The following is a 17,191-nucleotide window of genomic DNA, read 5'->3' on the forward strand; positions in this document are numbered from 1 at the left end:
GCCATGTCCGAGCTGCACACCCCGCACGCCGGGGACGACCATGCCAAGGACGATGACGTCGTCTCCCTGCTGATGCGTCAGCACGGCGACATCCGCAACCTCTTTGACGAGGTCGAGGCCACCAAGGGCGATGATCGCCGCGACGCCTTCCACCGCCTGGTGCGCCTGCTGGCCGTGCACGAGACCGCGGAGGAAGAGATCGTGCACCCCTTCGCCCGGCGCGCGCAGTCGGGCGGCGAGCAGGTCGTGAAGGAGCGGCTCGCCGAGGAGAAGGCGGCCAAGGAGACCTTGACCGCACTGGACGACCTCGACACCGACGACCCCACGTTCATGCCGCAGCTCCTGAAGCTGCGCAAGGACGTCCAGGCGCACGCACGGGCCGAGGAACGGTACGAGTTCCCGCACATCCGCCGCAGCACGGACAGCGCGAACCTGGCCACGATGGCCAAGGCCGTCAAAGCCGCTGAGGAAATGGCCCCGACCAGGCCGCACCCCGGGGTGGAATCCGGTGCGGCGAACGCGGTGCTCGGTCCTCTCGCCGCGCTGATGGACCGCACCAAGGACGCGGTCCGCAAGGCCATGGACAAGAACGAGGGCAAGGACACGGGCAAGGGCAAGGACAGCTGAGGTTCTGGGCCCCTGCCCACTCGGCCATATGACACGCACCGCCCGAGGGATATCTCGGCTTGCCGGGAGACGGCTGCACATGGCCTGCTCCCGGCAGGGCAGACGGTTTCTCGCCCGTGTGCACGGTGTGGCGGCGTTTCTTGCGGGAGCGTGGCCGCGCGACGTCCCGACGAGACGTGGCACCTTCGTGCATGAGGGAGCAGACCATCAGGAGCATCCGGCGGAGGTTTTTGTGAACCACGGTCTACCCAAGAACGAGAGCCCCATGGACCGGGTCAAAGGGGCCGTCCGGCGGGTCGGCGAAGCCTATGGCCCGCCGGAGGAGCACCGGCTCGGGGGGCATTTCGCGGCCGTCGCGGCTTTCGGCGCGTACGCGGCCGCCTGGGGCGCGGTGGCCGCCCGGCGCAAGACGAAGGCTCCGGACGGCCGTGAGCCCTGGGATGTCCTGCTGACGGCAACGGCTGTGTTCCGGCTGAGCCGGCTGCTCAGCAAGGGGACCGTCACTAGTCCGCTGCGGGCGCCCTTCACCCGTTTCGAGTCTGCGACGGGCCCCGCCGAAGTCAGTGACAGCCCTCGCGGAGGGGCCGTCAAGTCGACCGTGGGTGAGCTGATCAGTTGTCCGTTCTGCCTGAGCGTCTGGCTGACCGCCACCTTCACCGGGGCCCGCTCGGTGTGGCCGCAGGCCACGCGGACCGTGACGTGCGGGCTGACGTCCCTGGCGATCGCCGACTGCATGCAGGTGGCATACGACGGCTGGCTGCAGAAGAACGACGATTGAGCCGCGCAACGCCCGCGCATCGCTCCACCCGGCCGCGCACGGGCGCGGCAACAACCACCCGACCACGAGAAAGGGAGCCCACCATGGGTGAGGAAGATCAGACCAAGGACGAGACCGAAGGCGACACCTCGAACAAAGAGGCGCAAGAGAACGCCGGGCAGTCCGGAGAGGAGGCCAAGGACGAGGACCAGGGTGTGCAGGACCAGATCGAGGGCGGCCACCCCGAATCCGGGCAGTAGTACGAGAACACCGCAGAAAGGGGAGCCGAGCGTGAACTGGACACTTGGCGAGGAGTTCGAGACACCCGAGGGTGTGGTGCGCTGGAGTGCCTTCGGCAGCGGAGACCCGCTCGTGCTGGTGCACGGCACCCCCTACTCCTCCTTCCTCTGGCGGGACATCGCACCGGCGCTCGCCGCCACCCGCACGGTCTTCGTCTTCGACCACCTCGGCTTCGGGCAGTCGGACCAGCGCGAGGGCCAAGACCTCAGCCTCGCGGCGCACGCGAGGACCTTCGCCCGGCTCCTCGACCACTGGGAGCTGTCCTGCCCCAGCGTCGTCGCCCACGACATCGGCGGGGCCGTGGCCTTGCGGACGCTGCTGCTGGAGGAGAGAAGCTACCGGGATCTGACACTCTTCGACGCGGTGAGCGGCGGAGAGTGGGAGCGGGGGCTCTTCCGGCTCATCCTGGAGCACGCGGACGTCCTCGGGCAGCTTCCGGACTACGCCCACGAAGCACTGGTCGCCAGCCACATGCGGCACGCGACGCACCTCGGCCTGCGGCCAGAAGTCCTCGACGCGTTTCTCGCGCCATGGCGAGGGCCCGAAGGACAGGCCGCGTTCTACCGGCAGTACCGCCAGATCAGGCAGGCCGACACCGCCGCGTACGAGAAGCTGCTGGGCGCAATGTCGCTGCCGGTACGCCTCATCTGGGGTCGTGAGGACCGCATCCTCCCGCCGGAATACGCCACCTGGCTGCACGAGCGCATCCCGCACGCCGAGCTGCATTGGATCGACGGGGCGGGCCACCTGCTCCAGGAAGATGCCCCGGGTCAGCTGGCGGCCCACCTCACCACCGACTTCACCTCGAACAGGTGAGCGGAGAAGGGGCAGGTCACCGCGTGCGGCTGCTGCTGACCTCTGACACGCATGTGCCGAAACGGGCGAAAATCCTGCCTGACGCTCTCCTGGCGGCCATCGACGAGGCAGACGTGGTGATCCACGCCGGGGACTGGATCAACGAGGCCACGCTCGATCTGTTCGAATCCAGGTCGCGTCGGCTGATCGGCGTGTTCGGCAACAACGACGGTCCCCCGCTGCGTCGACGCATCCCCGAGGTGGCCCGCGCGGAGCTGGGCGGCGTGCGGTTCGGTGTCGTGCACGAGACCGGGGCGGCCACCGGCCGTGAGCGCCGGTGCGCCGAACGCTTCCCGGACTTGGACGTACTCGTCTTCGGCCACAGCCACATCCCCTGGGACTCCACGGCCCCCGGCGGCCTGCGCCTGCTCAACCCCGGCTCACCCACTGACCGCAGACGCCAACCGCACTGCACGTTCCTCACCCTGACCGCCTCCGACGGCACGCTGCACGACGTGACGCTGCATCGGCTGCCGCCCAGGCGGTGAGCTGAACGTACGCCGTGGGCGGTGTTCGCCAGCAGCTCGTGCGTCAACGCCGGCCTCAGAGAGATTCAGGGCGGGCCCGGGCGTCGCTCTCCAGCCCCTCTGACGGGGCTCTCCGGCCCTCGTGGCAGGCTTCACTCACAAATTCCTTACACCCGCCCGGCGACTCCTGGACCCAGGCCACCAGGTGAGGGTGTGCGACCCATTACCCTTTGCAGTGCCCTCGGCGTCAAATAGCGGGCGCCGCACTCTGGAGGAAACACTTCATGCTCATCGCACAACGTCCCTCGTTGACCGAAGAGGTCGTCGACGAATTCCGCTCCCGGTTCGTGATCGAGCCGCTGGAGCCGGGCTTCGGTTACACCCTCGGCAACTCGCTGCGTCGGACCCTTCTCTCCTCGATCCCGGGTGCGGCCGTCACGTCCATCCGCATCGACGGAGTCCTGCACGAGTTCACCACCGTGCCGGGCGTCAAGGAAGACGTCACCGACCTCATCCTCAACATCAAGCAGCTCGTCGTCTCGTCCGAGCACGATGAGCCTGTCGTGATGTACCTGCGCAAGCAGGGTCCGGGTCTGGTCACCGCCGCCGACATCGCGCCCCCGGCCGGTGTCGAGGTGCACAACCCCGACCTCGTCCTGGCCACGCTCAACGGCAAGGGCAAGCTGGAGATGGAGCTGACCGTCGAGCGCGGTCGCGGCTACGTCTCCGCCGTCCAGAACAAGCAGGTCGGCCAGGAGATCGGCCGTATCCCGGTCGACTCCATCTACAGCCCCGTGCTGAAGGTCACCTACAAGGTCGAGGCGACCCGAGTCGAGCAGCGCACCGACTTCGACAAGCTGATCGTCGACGTCGAGACCAAGCAGGCCATGCGCCCGCGCGACGCCATGGCGTCGGCCGGCAAGACCCTGGTCGAGCTGTTCGGTCTGGCCCGCGAGCTCAACGTCGATGCCGAGGGCATCGACATGGGCCCCTCGCCGACGGACGCGGCTCTGGCCGCCGACCTGGTGCTGCCGATCGAGGACCTGGACCTCACGGTCCGCTCGTACAACTGCCTCAAGCGCGAGGGCATCCACTCCGTGGGTGAGCTCGTGGCCCGTTCCGAGGCGGACCTGCTCGACATCCGCAACTTCGGTGCGAAGTCGATCGACGAGATCAAGGCGAAGCTGGCCGGCATGGGCCTCGCGCTCCGTGACAGCCCGCCCGGCTTCGACCCGGTCGCCGCCGTGGACTCCCTCGCCGCCACGGACGACGCGGACGCCGGGTTCGTGGAGACCCAGCAGTACTGATCGCTGATCCTGGTCGCGTGGTCCGGCAGTCACTGTCGGACCACGCGACCAGTCGCATGTCGGAACGGAACGCCGCTCGTCACTGGTTCGATGACGGGCCGGCTGCCGGGTGGTGGAGGCGACGCCACTGGCGAGGCGTGACGCCGTAGGTCTGGTGGAAGCGGCGGGAGAAGTGGGCCGGGTTGGTCAGGCCCCAGGACCGGGCGATGGCCTCAATGGTGCGGTGGGCGTGCTCGGGCAGGGCCAGGTCACGGCGCGTGCCTTCCAGACGTCGACGGATGATCCATTTCTCCAGGCCGAGACCGCCCTGCTCACAGAGCCGGTAGAGGGTCCGTACGGAGATGTTGTGGGCCGCGGCGATGCTCTGCGGGGTGAGGCCGGGGTCGGTCAGATGCGCGCGGACATAGGCGAGGATGCGGGTCAGGAGGGTGTCCTTCGCGACCGTTCGCCGGGTGTGTTCGTCGGCGGACACCGAGACGACGAGGGCGCGGGTGAGTTCCAGCGTGGCCGAGCCGAGCGCCTCGGCACTGGGGGCGTCGCTGAGCTGGTCGGCGCGATCGTGCAGGCTTCGTATGTGCTGCAGCAGCAACGGAGCGATATTGCTGTGCTGCATTAGCGGTATCGCGGTCCGCACCAGGTGTTCGGGCAGGCCGAGACGTTCGGTGTCGATCATGAAGGCGACGGACACTCCGGCTCCGGACCACCCGTACTCGTAGCCGGCGGTCTTGTGCGCAAGCGCCAGGGAGTCGGGCCCGACGCGCTGTTGGTGGCCGTTCCAGGAGAAGGAGCCCGTCCCGTGGCTCTGGGTGATGACCGAGACGGTGTTCATCGAGTCGAAGCGCGAGTGGCGCGGGGTGCGCCAGATGCGCATGCCGGAGCCGCGCGTGGCGAACAGGGTCAGCGGGCCGAAGTTCCAGACCTCCAGCCTCTTGCGCATCCCGGCCGCAGGATGTTCCTGCTCGACCGAGCAGCTGCCGCTCTCCCCCACGGCCACGGCGTGAAAGGCTTCGATCCGGTCGGCGGCAGGTAAGTCCTCCGTGTCCAAAACCAGCATGGTCCCCCCAGGACGGCGGCAGCGGCCTTCCCGCTGCCGTGCCGTCTCCGGATTCTTCAGCACCGCGGGCGACTTGGGCAGGCAGATTCAAGTACCGCTGAGACACGCGCGGTTGCTTCCTCATCGCATGCCACAGCAGTCACCGGGCCGCGGAGGCGTTGGCGCTCAGGGCACAGTTCTCGGCACGCACGGCAAAGAACGGGGCCCCCGTCCCTGGCACGATCCCCCTCACCGAAGACGGGCACCGACGCCGGCACCGATACCGGTATCGACACCGGTATCGACGCTCACACGACGCCCACACGGCTGCTGACGGGAGCGCTCCCATGCGCAACTTCATCACGACGCACGACGGCACCGAGATCTTCTACAAGGACTGGGGCACCGGGCGCCCGGTGGTCTTCAGCCACGGCTGGCCGTTGAACGCCGACGCCTGGGACGACCAACTGCACCTGGTCGCCTCGCACGGCTACCGCGCGATCGCCCACGACCGGCGCGGCCACGGCCGTTCGAGCCAGCCGTGGGACGGCAACGACATGGACACCTACGCCGACGACCTCGCCCAGTTGATCGAGACGCTCGACCTGCACGACGCAGTGCTGGTCGGGCACTCGACGGGCGGCGGTGAGGTGACCCGCTACATCGGCCGGCACGGTACGTCCCGAGTCGCCAAGGCCGTCCTGCTGGGGGCCGTGCCACCCCTCATGCTCAAGACCGACACCAATCCGCAGGGACTGCCCATCGAGGCGTTCGACGCGATACGTGCGGGTGTGGCGGCCGACCGGTCGCAGTTCTACGCCGAGTTGAGCTTGCCCTTCTACGGGTTCAACCGGCCCGGCGCGAAGGTCTCGCAGGGGGTGTCGGACGCGTTCTGGCTGCAGAGCATGCAGGTCGGGCTCAAAGGCGCCCTTGACTGTATCCGCGCGTTCTCCGAGACCGACTTCACCGAGGACCTGGGGCGCTTCGACATCCCCACCTTCATCGCCCATGGCGACGACGACCAGATCGTCCCGATCGTCGCCGCAGGCCTGGAGTCGGCCAAGCTCGTCAAGGACGCGACGCTGAAGGTCTATCCGGGTGCGCCGCACGGTCTCGTGGGCGCCTTCAGGGACGAGTTCAACGCTGACCTGCTCGCGTTCCTCGCCTCCTGAGCCGCACGCGGCCCGCACAGCTACCAGCGCCCGGGCGCGGCCCCGCGCCGCGCCCCATCGCACCCGCACCCGCACCCGCACCCGCACTCGCACTCGCACGTCATCGCACCGCTCAGCCGGCACATCCGCACCGTCCAACCCTCTGTCTGAAAGGGTTCGTCATGCGTGTACCTGCTCCGCGCCGTCTGCTGACGGCACTGGCCGCCGCCGTCCTCCTCGTCACCGGCTCGGTCGCCGCCCAGGCGACCTCCCACCCGTCCGTGCGGGCCCAGGCGAAAGAGCCGAAGCCGACCGTCGTCCTGGTGCACGGGGCGTTCGCCGACGCCTCCGGCTTCAACGACACCATCGCCTTGCTGCAGAAGGCGGGCTTCCCGGTCATCGCACCGGCCAACCCGCTGCGGGACACCGCCGGCGACGCCGCGTACATCTCCAGCGTGGTGGACACCATCCCCGGCCCGGTCATCCTGGCCGCCCACTCCTACGGCGGCGTCGTCATCACCAACGCCGCGCGCGGCCACGCCAACGTCAAGGCTCTGGTGTACATGGGGGCGTTCGCGCCCGCCGAGGGCGAGAGCGCGCTGCAACTGGCGGGCCAGTTCCCTGGCAGTGAGCTGGCACCCGCCCTGATCCCCCGCGACTACCCGATCCCCGGCAGCAAACCGGGCACCGACGGCTACATCGACGCCGCGAAGTTCCGGGCCGTGTTCGCCGCCGACCTGCCCGCCTCCCAGACCCGCCTGATGGCTGCCACCCAGCGCCCCGGCAGCGTCCAGGGCCTCAGCGGCCCCAGCGGCGCGCCCGCCTGGAAGACCATCCCGTCCTGGTACCTGATCCCGACCCAGGACAAGGTCATCCCGCCCGCCGCCCAGCGGTTTATGGCCAAGCGCGCGGGCAGCACCGTCACCGAGATCCGGTCCTCGCACGTGGTGATGATCTCCCACCCGGAGGCCGCCGCGAAAATCATCAAGGCGGCCCACGCCGCCACCCGTTGAAGGAGCGAATGCTCATGAAACCGGACACCATCGTCCTCATCCACGGCTTCTGGGTGACACCCCGCAGCTGGGAACACTGGATCGCCCGCTACCAGTCCCAGGGGTTCCGCGTACTGGCCCCGGCCTACCCCGGTTTCGAGGTGGAGGTGGAGGCGCTCAACGCCGATCCCACCCCCATCGAGGAACTCACCGTTCCCTCGATCATCGCGTCCCTGGAGAAGCTGATCGACGGCCTCGGCACCCAGCCGATCATCATGGGCCACTCCGCGGGCGGGGTGTTCACCCAGATCCTCCTCGACCACGGATACGGCGCCGCGGGAGTGGCCATCAACTCCGCGCCCACCGAAGGCGTGACGACGGTACCGCTGTCGCAGCTGAAGGCGACGTTCCCGGTGCTGAAGAACCCGGCCAACCGCCACAAGGCCGTCGGCTTCACCTACGACCAGTGGCGCTACGCCTTCACCAACACCTTTCCCGAGGACGAGTCCCGCGCCCTGTACGCGCGCTATCACATCCCCGCCTCCGGCCACGTGTTCTGGGGCAGCGCGCTGGCCAACATCCACCCCGGCCACGCCGATTCCTATGTGCACTACCGCAACGACGACCGGGCTCCGCTGCTCTTCGTCTCGGGCGAGCACGACCACCTGATGCCGCCGAAGATCCAGCAGTCCAACGCCAAGCACTACAAGTCCGCCACCGTCACCGAGATCGTCGAATATCCCGGGCGCTGCCATCTGATGCCCGCCCAGGAGGGCTGGGAGGAAATCGCCGACCACGCCCTGACCTGGGCCCTCGACCACACCTGACCGACCCCTGCCCAACCGACACCCGCTCCACCCACCGCGGTGCCCGGCCGACCGGGCACCGCGGCGTGACGTGTCCGCCGACCTCAGGAGCGGAAGCCGATGACTCCATACCCCGGCCGGGCCGCCGCGTGCCGCATCCAGCCGATGCATTGCATGACTCCGTCGACGACCTCCGGCTCCAGCGGCGGCGCCTGCCCGCTCGCGTCGACGGCTCGCTTGGTGACCTCGAACTGGTCCAGTGCCTTGACGCATTGGGCGTGGGTCCACTCGCCGCAGCCCGGGATGTAGGTCCGCGGCAGGGGCTCAGGAAGCTGGCTGTACCCGAACTCCTTTACGGAGACCGCGGTGATACCCATGGCGCTCAGCCCGTCATCGACGTCGGAGAGCCAGCTGCCGCGGTGCGGGGTAAATCGGTCGTTGTCGAGAAACGAGCCGGTGAGGTCGCACAGTCGCTCATAGGCGTAGCCGTACTGGAAAGCGTGCTCCTCGTCGTCACTGAAGGGGCCGCCGTTCACGACGGCGGTCAGTGCCTCGAACGCGGTGGGCGCGCCGTCCTTGATGTCGAACAAGAACTCATCGTCTGCTTGTGCCAGTTGGGCGCCGAAACTGTCTCGGATGACGGTGAGCAGTTGGTCGTCGCGGGAGCCGACCAAAGCGCGCGTCGCGGCCACGTCGAGCAAGTACACGCTCAGGGAGGAACTCATGCACCGACCCTAGACGTGACCACTGACAGCCACCGCGTCAGGCAACTGTGCGGGCTCGACGCCCTGGGTGTTGCTGAGCAGCATGTACGCCTACGGTGACCCGATGACGTCGATCAAGAAGTTCCAAGTCACCTTCGACTGCGCCGAACCCGAGCGCCTCGCCCGTTTCTGGTGCGAGGTGCTCGGCTATGTCATAGCGCCGCCGCCGAACGGGTTTGGCTCGTGGGAGGATTTCAAACGCTCCCAACCACCTGAGGAGCAGGACGCGTGGTGTGCCTGCGTTGACCCCTCGGGTGAGGGCCCGCGGCTGTACTTCCAGCGCGTCCCCGAAGGAAAGGCCGCCAAGAATCGCGTGCATCTCGACGTGCGGGTCGGCACCGGACTCGTGGGGGAAGAGCGCCTCGCCGCGCTCGAGGCCGAGTGCGCCCGGCTGATCCCGCTCGGGGCGACCCACGTACAAACGCTGTACGACGGCACTGACTCGTGCATTCCGATGCTGGACATCGAGGGCAACGAATTCTGCGTCGACTGAGCCAACGCGCCCGCATACCTGTCCCCGGCCCCGGGGACAGACACCGAACCCGCTGTCCCCCATCGCGTACGAGATGCCATGCTCAGCGCTGTGCACAGTAGTCATACAAGCCCCGTCCTCGTGGGCCGCAGCGCCGAACTGACCTCCCTCGGCGAAGCCCTGTCCCGGGCGGACGCCGAGGAGCCCGGCGCCGTCATCCTGGGCGGCGAGGCCGGCGTGGGCAAGACCCGGCTGCTTCAAGAATTCCTCGGCCGGGCCGCAGCAGGCGGGGCCGTCGTCGCCCTGGGCGGCTGCGTCGAGACCGGCGCCGACGCCCTGCCGTACCACCCCGTATCGGCGGCCCTGCGCTCCCTGCGCCGCCAGCTCGGCGCGGAACTGGACGCCGCCGTCGCCGGGCAGGAGGGCGAGCTCGCCCGGCTCCTGCCCGAACTCGGCGAGATGGACCGGGAGCGCCCCGAAACCGACGGCCGCGCCCGCCTCTTCGAGCTCACCGTCCGCCTCCTCGAGCGGCTCTCCACGGACCGGACTCTCGTGGTGGCCCTCGAAGACCTGCACTGGGCCGACCGCTCGACCCGCGAGCTGCTCAGTTACTTGCTGCGCGCCCTGACCGACAGCCGCCTGCTGATCGTCGCCACCTACCGCGCCGACGACCTGCACCGCCGCCACCCGCTGCGGCCCGCCCTCGCCGAGTACGAGCGGCTGCGCACCGTCACCCGCCTCGAACTCCCCCGCTTCGAGCGCCCCGAAGTGCGCCGCCAGCTCGCCGCCCTCCACGGCGAGGACCCGTCCGAGCAGCTCCTCGACCGCGTCTTCGCGCGCTCCGAGGGCAACGCGTTCTTCGTCGAGGAGCTGGCCCGCAGCATCCTCGGGGGCTCCCCCGGCGGCCTCAGCGACTCCCTGCGCGACCTGCTGCTGGTCCGGGCCGAAGCCCTGCCGGACGAAGTGCAGCGCGTGGTGCGTATCGCCGCCGAGGGCGGCTCCGAGGTGGAGTTCCCTCTGCTGGCCGTCGTGACAGGCCTGCCCGAGGACGAGCTGATCGAGATTCTGCGGACCGCTGTCGGTGCCGCTGTCCTGCAGCCCTGCGACGAGGGCGAGTCCTTCCGTTTCCGCCATGCCCTGATGCGCGAGGCCGTGGCCGGTGACCTGCTGCCCGGCGAGCGCTCCCGGCTCAGTCGCCGCTATGCCGAGGCGCTTCAGGCCGACCCCACCCTCGTACGGGCCGAGGAGCGCGCCGGGCGCCTTGCCGGCTACTGGTTCGACGCCCGCGACCCCGCCAAGGCGCTGCCCGCCGTGCTCGCCGCGGCGGGCGCCTCCCGCGGCCGCCATGCGTTCGCCGAGCAGCACCACCTGCTGGAGCGGGCGCTGGAGTTGTGGGACGACGTACCTGAGGAGTTGCGCCGCCACGCGATGCGGCAAGGCGTCGACGACGGCCTGTGTCCGGCCATGTCATCGGACGCGCCCGGCGACTTCGTGGACCTCCTCGCCGCGATCACTGTCGCGGCGCGTCTGACGGGAGAGCGGGAGCGAGCGCTCGCCCTCTGCAAGCGGGCGCTGCGCGAGCTGGCGGACACCGATGCCCTGCGGGCTGCCTGGTTCTGGACCCAGCGCTACCAGCTGCTGCGCGACCTCTCCCGCTCGGACGGCTGGGATGAGATCGCCCAGGCCCTGAAGCTGATCGAAGGCCTGCCGCCGTCCGTCGTCCACGCCTATGTGCTCACACATGCGGCGCACTGGTACGTCGTGCACCAGCCCGGGGCGAAGGCCATCGAGATCGCCCAGCAGGCGGTGGAGCTCTGCCGCATGACGGGTGCGGAAACCAGCGGCCTCACCGCGCGGCACACCCTTGCCTGGCTGACCATCCACTCGGGCGACGTCGAGACCGGGCTCGCGCAGGCGCGGGACGTATGCGCCCAGGAACTGAAGCCCGGCAACGCCAACGCCCTGCTGCACGGCTTCGGCAACCTGTCCACGGCGCTGCACGGCCTTGGCCGTTATCGCGAGGCCGTCGAGGTCGCCGAAGAGGGCAGCGGGCTTGCCGAGCGGTACGGGGTGCCGGACGCCGCCTCGTTCATCGACGGCAACCTCGCCGAGTCCCTCATCCAGCTCGGCCGCTGGACAGACGCCGACGACGTGCTCGACCGGGCGTCCGGCCGCCGCGGGGTGAGCTCCCGCACCCAGGCCCAGATCGCCGAGCGACGGGCCGAACTGGCCCTGGCCCGAGGTGCGTACGCCGAAACCCTGCGCCATCTCGAGCAGTCCGGCAGCCGGATCACCGGCGCCCACCCGGAGCTGCAGCACACCCTGGCCGTGGCCCGCATCGCCATCGCGCTGGCGGCCGCCGACGGCCGGATCCTTGACGTGCGCTCGCTGCTGGAGAGCGCGGTCGGCGACGCCATCGCCCCCGGCCACCAGCGCTACGGCTGGCCGCTGCTGTACGAGGCCGCCGCGGCGGAGGGCCGGGCCCGTGGGCTCGCGGTGGCCGAGCCGGGGCGCGCGGCGGCGGTGCGGCGCATTCGCGAGGCCATGCAGGGCCAGCCGGAGTTCGTACCGCTGTGGGCCGCCCAGTCACAGATGATCCAGGCCGAACTGCTCACCGCCGAGGGGCACGACGCGACCGCCCGATGGACGCAGGCTCTCGCCGCCACCGAGCAACTGGAGGCCCCGGCCCTGGTGGCCACCGCCCGGTTGCGGCTCGCGGAGAGCCTGATCGCCCAGGGCGGCGCCGGTTCCCGTACATCGGCAGGCGAGCTGCTGCGAGAGGCCAAGGCCGTGGCCGGCGAGCTGGGCGCGGCGCCGCTCGACAGGGAGATCACCGCGCTGGCCGACCGCGCGCGGATTCCGCTGCACGAGGCCGAGGGAGAGGCGGCGTCCCTCCCTCCGACACCGGCGGCGGCCCTTGGCCTGACCGGCCGGGAGCAGGAGGTACTGCGGCTGGTGGCCGCCGGCCGAAGCAACCGGCAGATCGCGGAAGAACTGTTCATCTCACCGAAAACGGCGAGCGTGCACGTCTCCAACATCCTGACCAAGCTGGATGCTTCAGGCCGGGGGGAGGCCGCGGCGATCGCGCACCGGCTGGGGGTATTCGACACGTGATCGCGTAGCGGGTCGCCTCTGCACGTGCATCGACTGGTTTGACTGCTTCTTGGGGGTGCGGGATGGGCCTGATGCTCTTCCCCGGTGACGACGACGTGGCGAGCCCAGATGTCTCCTGGTCATACACCGGGTTCAGCATGTTCAGGACGTGGCTGGCCCAGGCCGAGGGTTTCTCGCTCGCCGAGATGGTCGGATTCGGCGGTGACCGCGGGTGGTCCGCCGTCTCCACCACGCTGGCGCCCCTGCTCAATCACCCGGACGACGAGGGCCCTGACCTCACGCCCGCGCAGTGTGCAGCGATGTTGCCTCGGCTGGAGGCCATGCTTGACCAACCGCGTCCCGACGACCGTGACTTCGTCTTCCGACGGCGAATCGAAGACGTCAGAGAGCTGGTCGCCGTCCTGCGGATCTGCGTGGACAAAGACGTCGGGCTCATCTTCGGATAACTCCGGGAAAACGGAGGGCCCCGTCGTCGAGGGGGCGGCCCGCGGTGACGGGACATCATCGGGCTGAGCGGCTCCGCGGCTGGATGCGGTATCTGTCTCTGGCCCCCGGTTCCGAGTAGATTCGATATGCCGGTCAACGCAGTGACGCGAGGATCGACAGCTCGTGTCGCTAGGCCAAGGGGGCGGCCGTGGGCGTTGCGTCGGAGGATGTCCGCTTGATACGGAGCACTCTCACCACCAAAGAGCCCGCACTTGCCCGGCAGTTCATGGACGCCTCCTACGGAACGCGCATGCGGCTCAGCGGCCGCCTGGAGGGCGAGGACCTGCACTTCTCCCGTGTCGGGACCGACCAGTTCACCGTCGACCACGTGGTGCTTCCCGGCACACTGCACTTCGCCTGCGACCCGCTGAGCCGTCTCGTGGTGAGCGTGGCCCGTCAAGGGAACCTGGGAGTCGACTTCCCGGGCCGCAGCGACCGCCCCGCACCCGCGACTCCCCTGCTGACCCCCTGCGGGCAGCCCTACCGGGTGGTGTGCGAGGCAACGGTGACGCACGCGATCACCATCGACACCGCCCTCCTCCACGACACTCTGGGCACCCTCCCCGAAGACCGCATCCAGCTGCACTTTCTCGAACTGCAGGCTCCGGACCCTGCCGCAGCCCGGCTGTGGAACGCCGCGGCCTCGTTCGCCTCGCGTCGGCTCGACGGCGTGCACTCGGTGCCGGCTCTGCTGTCCGGGCAGATGGCCCATCTGCTCGCCACGACCTTGCTGGCTGTGTTCCCGCACCAGACGCCCGACCATCGCCGGATCGACAGCACCGATGCGACACCCGCGACGTTGCAACGCGCCCTCGCCTACATCGACGCGCACGCTCACCTGAACATCACGCTCGCCGACATCGCCCGAGCCGCGTACGCGTCTCCCCGAGCCCTCCAACAGGCGTTCCGCCGCCACCGCGACACGACGCCGCTCGCCTACCTGCGCCGAGCCCGCCTCGAACAGGCGCATCGCGAATTGCAGGCCGCCACCCCGGACACATCGACCGTCACCCAGATCGCCGCGCGCTGGGGCTTCGCCCACACCAGCCGCTTCGCGGGCCACTACCGCGATGCCTTCGGTCAACCCCCGGCCATGACGCTGCGCCAGAACACCCGACACGAATGAGACGCCCGCACATCCGGCCACGCAGACCGAAAGCGACAACACGTCTGTCGCCACCGCACACCCGCCGCCCACGCGGTCCTGATGGGCCCACTCCCGCAAGGCCCATTGCCGCCGCGTGGACGGGTTTCCGCCGGGCTTGCTAAGCCTGCCGTACACGGCACATGAACCGCGCGCCGCAGGCAGACCGTTCGGGGTCCGGGAAGCGGCCGGCCTGGGCGCACCGGGTTGGCCCAAGTGACCATCTTGCCGTTCTGCCGGTGCGGATGTCTGTCCAGTAAACGCGGCGGTCCATCCAGAAAACGCGACCTTGAGACCTTGAGCGGCCCATGGCAGGCTCGCGCCGCATGATCGATGATTTCGCGAAGGACAACCTGCACACGAGGCTACGGCGGGACCGCAGGGCGCTGCTCTGGAAGCTCGACGGCCTGTCCGACTACGACGTTCGTCGACCTTTGACGGTGACCGGCACCAACCTCCTCGGCCTCGTCAAACACGTGGCCACCGTCGAGGCCAGGTACTTCGGCGAGGTCTTCGACCGCCCTTCCCCGGAACCGCTGCCCCGGTGGCAGGACTCCGACGGCAGCGATCTGTGGGCGACCGCGGACGAGACCCGCGATCAGATCATCGACTTCTACCGGCGCGTCTGGGAACACTCGGACACGACCATCAACGAGCTTCCCCTCGACGCCCCCGGCCACGTCCCGTGGTGGCCGGAGCCTTCTCCCAACACGAACCTGTTCGCCATCATGGTCCACGTCCTCGGCGAGACCATCCGCCATGCCGGGCACGCCGACATCCTGCGCGAAAGCCTCGACGGCCGCACCGGAGTGCGCCCCGAAAACGAGCAACAGATCCACGAGCAAGCCCGCGCAGCCTCCTACGCGAAGATCGAACAGGCCGCCGGGTCGGCCGCACCAAGTGATTGTCCTCTTCCCGCGGCCCGGTCTCTGTGAAGTCCACACTCGCAGTGGGACAAACAGGCGTGTCACAGCGCCCATTCAAAGTTCCCGGATGATCTCCACAGCGAGGCCGTCGTCTCAAACCCCCAGCCAGCCGGGTCCTCATGGTGTGAGAACGACACACCTAGCCGCTTGCCTGTCCGTTCTCCAGATACTGCGCCCCCTGGCCCGTGAGCGCCTCCAGTGCCTGAGTGGCACGGCGACGAGTTCGGGGCGGAAGCTGTCTCAACGCCTCGTACGGTGAGAAGAACTCGCAGGCTGAAAGTTCGTGATCCTGAGGGTGCAGATTCGCGGTCGCTTCCGGCGTGAGGGTCCCGCCGTCGAAGATGAATGCGAGTTGATCGTCCCACGGTCCATGGGGGGCGACCCAGTCCACGCAAAGCAACCTGCCGATTTGGGCGGTGAGGCCCAGTTCCTCGCTCAGTTCCCGACGAGCGGCGTCCTGCGGGGATTCATTGGCTTCGGCCATACCGCCCGGCAGGTCCCACGCTTCCTTGTACGTCGGCTTCACCAGGAGCACCCGCCCACCTTCGTCCCGGAAGAGGACGTCTGCCGATACCCGCTTGCGGGCCTGCTTCGCATTCCCTTCCGCCAGGTGCGCTTCCCACGCGGCTGTTCCGGGCTGGGGCCGTGTGGTCACGTGGTCATACCTCCGCCGTGCGGCGCACTGATCCCTGCCAGGAGCAACGCGCGTTGCTGATTCACCGCTGCCAGACAGTCTAGGAAGCGGGCCACGACCCGCTCACTGCGGTACGGGGCAAGCGATCCGGCAAGCTCCTCGAGCTGCTGCGTGATCCGCATCGATCCGAGCGTGCCGCAGGCTGTGAGCAATTCGTGGCCCACCGCGCAGGCAGCTTCCAGCTCGCCCTGCTGGGCGCGGATTTTGGCCAATGTGATCTGCCCAAACACTCGGCTACGCGCGCGGTCTCCTGTTCGTAGAGCAATGGCATTCTCTGCTGCCTCTACTGCGGCGGGCAGAGCCCCCAGATCTTGCAGGGATAGCGCTGCCTCGCTGGCCAATGCTGCGGGATCGAACGAGCTGATCCAGTGGGAAGGCGATTCGTCGGTCGTCCTGGTCAGCTCCCTCTCAGCAAGACTTAGCGCATGGCGCGTGGCTTCGGCCTCTCCACCCTGCGCCAAAGCCCGTGCCTCCATCGCGTGCAATCTGGCAGACAAGGTGGGCACGCGAGGTCCCGCCGCGAGGTGATCCCGACCGGCTCGGGCGAGCGAGGCGGCTTCCTCAAGTCGGCCGAGCTGTAGGGACAGATGGCTCATGCTCGCCATAATGTTTGCGCCGAGCGCGCGGTCTCCCCCAGCCCTCGCAAACGGAAGTGCCTTGGCGAAATGGTCGCGCGCTTGGCCGTTACGACCAGAGTCGTGCGCCATCCACCCGGCCATCTCCGTGAGAGCCGCCGCTGCTTGGAACACCTGGGGGGTGTCGGCCTGCTTGCCGCCGAAAATCCGCGGAGCCAGTTCCCTGTGCAGATAAAGCAAGACAGAGCCGTATAGGTGGCCGCCACCCAGTTGGCGATCTGCTGCGCGGAAGGACTCAACTGCCTCCCTGTCCGGCGAGCCGGGCGAGGTGGCCTGCGGAACGTGGTCTGCAACAGCAGGCGCAAGGGACGGCAACTCGCCGTTTGTACCCTTACGTTCCCAACCTCGCTGGGTGAGGCCGAGCATCGCACCGGGGATTCGTAGACCGTCAGCGATGCGTTCAACGACGCTCATGTCCTTCACGATGCGTTGGCCGCTGATGATCTCGCCGACACGGCTGGGCGTGAGGTCACAACGTCGAGCAATGAGCGCGGGATAGATGCCGGCATGGTGCTTGACGAATCGGAAAATCGAAGTGAAGTCTCGTGCGTTACAGGACCGAATCAGATGGCGTCCCGCCGAGTGGTGTATTCAGTCGAGTTCGTGTGGTTCCGGTTTTGCGGGGGTTGGCCGCTGCGGGGTGGTCTTGTCTGCGAAGAGT

The 17,191-nt window shown here is 68.7% G+C and carries 18 protein-coding genes; 14 read left to right on the forward strand and 4 right to left on the reverse strand.

Going from position 1 to position 17,191, the window contains the following annotated elements:
• Positions 1–3: 3 nt before the first annotated feature.
• From AB0M70_RS32795 to AB0M70_RS32820, 6 genes are all read left to right on the forward strand, one after another.
• Positions 4–627, forward strand: a complete 624-nt coding sequence (locus tag AB0M70_RS32795; RefSeq protein ID WP_365825765.1) for a hemerythrin domain-containing protein — start codon at positions 4–6, stop codon at positions 625–627.
• Positions 628–892: 265 nt separating this feature from the next.
• Positions 893–1,405 carry a DUF1360 domain-containing protein gene (locus AB0M70_RS32800; protein ID WP_365825767.1) on the forward strand — a complete coding sequence of 171 codons (513 nt, stop codon included), beginning with the start codon at positions 893–895 and terminating at the stop codon, positions 1,403–1,405.
• Positions 1,406–1,488: 83 nt separating this feature from the next.
• Entirely contained in the window at positions 1,489–1,644 is a 156-nt protein-coding gene (locus AB0M70_RS32805; protein WP_365825769.1) for a hypothetical protein, read from the forward strand.
• A 31-nt stretch (positions 1,645–1,675) separates the two neighbouring features.
• Positions 1,676–2,500 carry an alpha/beta hydrolase gene (locus AB0M70_RS32810; protein WP_365825771.1) on the forward strand — a complete coding sequence of 275 codons (825 nt, stop codon included), beginning with the start codon at positions 1,676–1,678 and terminating at the stop codon, positions 2,498–2,500.
• A 23-nt stretch (positions 2,501–2,523) separates the two neighbouring features.
• Positions 2,524–3,027 (forward strand): metallophosphoesterase, encoded by a 504-nt coding sequence (locus AB0M70_RS32815; RefSeq protein WP_365825812.1) that lies wholly within the window; start codon positions 2,524–2,526, stop codon positions 3,025–3,027.
• 263 nt (positions 3,028–3,290) lie between these two features.
• Complete coding sequence (locus AB0M70_RS32820) at positions 3,291–4,313, forward strand: DNA-directed RNA polymerase subunit alpha (protein WP_365825773.1); 1,023 nt, start codon at positions 3,291–3,293, stop codon at positions 4,311–4,313.
• Positions 4,314–4,392: 79 nt separating this feature from the next.
• Here AB0M70_RS32820 and AB0M70_RS32825 read toward each other — a convergent pair whose 3' ends face one another.
• Entirely contained in the window at positions 4,393–5,367 is a 975-nt protein-coding gene (locus AB0M70_RS32825; protein WP_365825775.1) for a helix-turn-helix domain-containing protein, read from the reverse strand.
• Positions 5,368–5,693: 326 nt separating this feature from the next.
• Here AB0M70_RS32825 and AB0M70_RS32830 point away from each other — a divergent pair, with 326 nt between their 5' ends.
• The 3 genes from AB0M70_RS32830 (at position 5,694) to AB0M70_RS32840 (ending at position 8,316) form a co-directional block, all read left to right on the forward strand.
• Complete coding sequence (locus tag AB0M70_RS32830) at positions 5,694–6,518, forward strand: alpha/beta hydrolase (protein ID WP_365825777.1); 825 nt, start codon at positions 5,694–5,696, stop codon at positions 6,516–6,518.
• A 161-nt stretch (positions 6,519–6,679) separates the two neighbouring features.
• Positions 6,680–7,510 (forward strand): alpha/beta hydrolase, encoded by an 831-nt coding sequence (locus AB0M70_RS32835; protein WP_365825779.1) that lies wholly within the window; start codon positions 6,680–6,682, stop codon positions 7,508–7,510.
• 14 nt (positions 7,511–7,524) lie between these two features.
• A complete protein-coding gene (locus tag AB0M70_RS32840) occupies positions 7,525–8,316 on the forward strand; it encodes an alpha/beta hydrolase (RefSeq protein ID WP_365825782.1) in 792 nt (263 codons plus the stop codon).
• An 83-nt stretch (positions 8,317–8,399) separates the two neighbouring features.
• Here the strand turns inward: AB0M70_RS32840 and AB0M70_RS32845 are convergent, their stop codons facing one another.
• Positions 8,400–9,020, reverse strand: a complete 621-nt coding sequence (locus AB0M70_RS32845) for a hypothetical protein (RefSeq protein WP_365825784.1) — start codon at positions 9,018–9,020, stop codon at positions 8,400–8,402.
• Between the two features lie 103 nt (positions 9,021–9,123).
• On the opposite strand from AB0M70_RS32845, the gene AB0M70_RS32850 reads away from it, so the two are divergent.
• From AB0M70_RS32850 to AB0M70_RS32870, 5 genes are all read left to right on the forward strand, one after another.
• Positions 9,124–9,552, forward strand: a complete 429-nt coding sequence (locus AB0M70_RS32850; RefSeq protein ID WP_365825786.1) for a VOC family protein — start codon at positions 9,124–9,126, stop codon at positions 9,550–9,552.
• Positions 9,553–9,642: 90 nt separating this feature from the next.
• Positions 9,643–12,645: an AAA family ATPase gene (locus tag AB0M70_RS32855; protein WP_365825788.1), complete on the forward strand. Its 3,003-nt coding sequence runs from the start codon at positions 9,643–9,645 to the stop codon at positions 12,643–12,645.
• Positions 12,646–12,707: 62 nt separating this feature from the next.
• Positions 12,708–13,091, forward strand: coding sequence for a hypothetical protein (locus tag AB0M70_RS32860; RefSeq protein ID WP_365825790.1), 384 nt, complete (start codon positions 12,708–12,710; stop codon positions 13,089–13,091).
• Positions 13,092–13,306: 215 nt separating this feature from the next.
• On the forward strand, positions 13,307–14,257 hold the full coding sequence (locus AB0M70_RS32865; RefSeq protein WP_365825792.1) for a helix-turn-helix transcriptional regulator: 951 nt from the start codon (positions 13,307–13,309) through the stop codon (positions 14,255–14,257).
• A gap of 344 nt (positions 14,258–14,601) precedes the next feature.
• The gene (locus tag AB0M70_RS32870) at positions 14,602–15,210 is read left to right on the forward strand and encodes a DinB family protein (protein ID WP_365825794.1); all 609 of its coding nucleotides are present in this window, start codon (positions 14,602–14,604) and stop codon (positions 15,208–15,210) included.
• Between the two features lie 130 nt (positions 15,211–15,340).
• On the opposite strand, the gene AB0M70_RS32875 is transcribed toward AB0M70_RS32870, so the two are convergent.
• Positions 15,341–15,856 (reverse strand): NUDIX hydrolase, encoded by a 516-nt coding sequence (locus AB0M70_RS32875; RefSeq protein WP_365825796.1) that lies wholly within the window; start codon positions 15,854–15,856, stop codon positions 15,341–15,343.
• Positions 15,853–16,944 carry an XRE family transcriptional regulator gene (locus AB0M70_RS32880; protein WP_365825798.1) on the reverse strand — a complete coding sequence of 364 codons (1,092 nt, stop codon included), beginning with the start codon at positions 16,942–16,944 and terminating at the stop codon, positions 15,853–15,855. Before AB0M70_RS32880 ends, AB0M70_RS32875 begins: the two co-directional genes overlap by 4 nt.
• Positions 16,945–17,191 lie beyond the last annotated feature (247 nt).

The sequence above is a fragment of the Streptomyces sp. NPDC051214 genome (assembly GCF_040682375.1).
Taxonomy (GTDB): Bacteria; Actinomycetota; Actinomycetes; order Streptomycetales; family Streptomycetaceae; genus Streptomyces.

Coding starts and splice junctions, on each gene's coding strand:
- AB0M70_RS32795 (WP_365825765.1), top strand. CDS start 4: ATGTCCGAGCTGCACACCCCGCACGCCGGGGACGACCATGCCAAGGAC.
- AB0M70_RS32800 (WP_365825767.1), top strand. CDS start 893: ATGGACCGGGTCAAAGGGGCCGTCCGGCGGGTCGGCGAAGCCTATGGC.
- AB0M70_RS32805 (WP_365825769.1), top strand. CDS start 1,489: ATGGGTGAGGAAGATCAGACCAAGGACGAGACCGAAGGCGACACCTCG.
- AB0M70_RS32820 (WP_365825773.1), top strand. CDS start 3,291: ATGCTCATCGCACAACGTCCCTCGTTGACCGAAGAGGTCGTCGACGAA.
- AB0M70_RS32825 (WP_365825775.1), bottom strand. CDS start 5,367: ATGCTGGTTTTGGACACGGAGGACTTACCTGCCGCCGACCGGATCGAA.
- AB0M70_RS32830 (WP_365825777.1), top strand. CDS start 5,694: ATGCGCAACTTCATCACGACGCACGACGGCACCGAGATCTTCTACAAG.
- AB0M70_RS32835 (WP_365825779.1), top strand. CDS start 6,680: ATGCGTGTACCTGCTCCGCGCCGTCTGCTGACGGCACTGGCCGCCGCC.
- AB0M70_RS32840 (WP_365825782.1), top strand. CDS start 7,525: ATGAAACCGGACACCATCGTCCTCATCCACGGCTTCTGGGTGACACCC.
- AB0M70_RS32845 (WP_365825784.1), bottom strand. CDS start 9,020: ATGAGTTCCTCCCTGAGCGTGTACTTGCTCGACGTGGCCGCGACGCGC.
- AB0M70_RS32850 (WP_365825786.1), top strand. CDS start 9,124: ATGACGTCGATCAAGAAGTTCCAAGTCACCTTCGACTGCGCCGAACCC.
- AB0M70_RS32860 (WP_365825790.1), top strand. CDS start 12,708: ATGGGCCTGATGCTCTTCCCCGGTGACGACGACGTGGCGAGCCCAGAT.
- AB0M70_RS32870 (WP_365825794.1), top strand. CDS start 14,602: ATGATCGATGATTTCGCGAAGGACAACCTGCACACGAGGCTACGGCGG.
- AB0M70_RS32880 (WP_365825798.1), bottom strand. CDS start 16,944: ATGAGCGTCGTTGAACGCATCGCTGACGGTCTACGAATCCCCGGTGCG.